The 1,259-nt window shown below is 46.9% G+C and carries 8 tRNA genes; all 8 read left to right on the forward strand.

The features are described from left to right. The first annotated feature begins 196 nt into the window (after positions 1 to 196). The 8 genes from PQ479_RS11960 (at position 197) to PQ479_RS11995 (ending at position 1,144) form a co-directional block, all read left to right on the forward strand. Positions 197 to 273 (forward strand) — tRNA-Met (locus PQ479_RS11960). A gap of 226 nt (positions 274 to 499) precedes the next feature. After that, a tRNA-Asp gene (locus PQ479_RS11965) sits at positions 500 to 576 on the forward strand. 24 nt (positions 577 to 600) lie between these two features. Beyond that, a tRNA-Tyr gene (locus tag PQ479_RS11970) sits at positions 601 to 685 on the forward strand. Positions 686 to 691: 6 nt separating this feature from the next. Then, a tRNA-His gene (locus PQ479_RS11975) sits at positions 692 to 767 on the forward strand. 31 nt (positions 768 to 798) lie between these two features. After that, positions 799 to 873, forward strand: a tRNA-Gln gene (locus tag PQ479_RS11980). A gap of 4 nt (positions 874 to 877) precedes the next feature. Next, a tRNA-Gly gene (locus PQ479_RS11985) sits at positions 878 to 949 on the forward strand. A gap of 20 nt (positions 950 to 969) precedes the next feature. Continuing rightward, positions 970 to 1,058 (forward strand) — tRNA-Leu (locus PQ479_RS11990). Positions 1,059 to 1,067: 9 nt separating this feature from the next. Continuing rightward, positions 1,068 to 1,144, forward strand: a tRNA-Arg gene (locus PQ479_RS11995). The last annotated feature ends 115 nt before the right edge of the window (positions 1,145 to 1,259 follow it).

Raw genomic sequence — 1,259 nt, forward strand, 5'->3', positions numbered from 1 at the left:
AAAAACGAGAAGAGGAAGATGTCCTCATCCTAGAGTAAACATCATCCATAAACTTTAAAACGACGCGGGGTGGAGCAACGAGCATTACATCAACGAGTAATCTCCGAGTAACATTGACGCATAAACTTCTTTGAAAAACGAGAAGAGGAAGATGTCCTCATCCTAGAGTAAACATCATCCATAAACTTTAAAACGACGCGGGGTGGAGCAGTCTGGTAGCTCGTCGGGCTCATAACCCGAAGGTCGGCGGTTCAAATCCGTCCCCCGCAACCAAATTACTTATGCAATTATGTCGAATAAACTACTATGCAAGTAAAAATAGTAGTGCCTGTGGTGCAACCAATTACTTGAGCGAATCTACGTTGTTAGACTCCTAGAAAGTGAAAACGGTAGTGCCTTTGGTGCAACCAAATTACTTATGCAACTACGTCATTATGCTTTTAGTAAGTGAAAACAGTAATTGCTATGATTTATTTTACATAACAGTTAGACAAGTTATGGTCCGGTAGTTCAGTTGGTTAGAATGCCTGCCTGTCACGCAGGAGGTCGCGGGTTCGAGTCCCGTCCGGACCGCCATTATATTTTTTCTCTCGTTTTTGTGGAGGGGTAGCGAAGTGGCTAAACGCGGCGGACTGTAAATCCGCTCCCTCAGGGTTCGGCGGTTCGAATCCGTCCCCCTCCACCAGTTGTGGCGATTGTGGTGAAGTGGTTAACACATCGGATTGTGGTTCCGACATTCGTGGGTTCGATTCCCATCAGTCGCCCCATTAATTTTATATCCTTATGAAGAGCAAATAATGGGCTATCGCCAAGCGGTAAGGCAACGGATTTTGATTCCGTCATGCGTTGGTTCGAATCCAGCTAGCCCAGCCATATTGCGGAAGTAGTTCAGTGGTAGAACACCACCTTGCCAAGGTGGGGGTCGCGGGTTCGAATCCCGTCTTCCGCTTACTTCTAAGGTTGTCCTGTGCCGGGGTGGTGGAATTGGCAGACACACAGGACTTAAAATCCTGCGGTAGGTGACTACCGTGCCGGTTCAAGTCCGGCCCTCGGCACCATTTTTATCTGCGCCCTTAGCTCAGCTGGATAGAGTGTTTGACTACGAATCAAAAGGTCGGGAGTTCGAATCTCTCAGGGCGCGCCATTATTTTTTCACCATTTAAAAGTAATTGAATACAATAGTAACATGCGGGTGTAGTTTAGTGGTAAAACCTCAGCCACGAGCGAAACATCCATGAAAAGTCAACGAGTTGTCTCGA

It is taken from the genome of Alkalihalobacillus pseudalcaliphilus (assembly GCF_028610675.1).
In the GTDB taxonomy this organism is placed as follows: domain Bacteria; phylum Bacillota; class Bacilli; order Bacillales; family Bacillaceae_D; genus Alkalihalobacillus; species Alkalihalobacillus pseudalcaliphilus.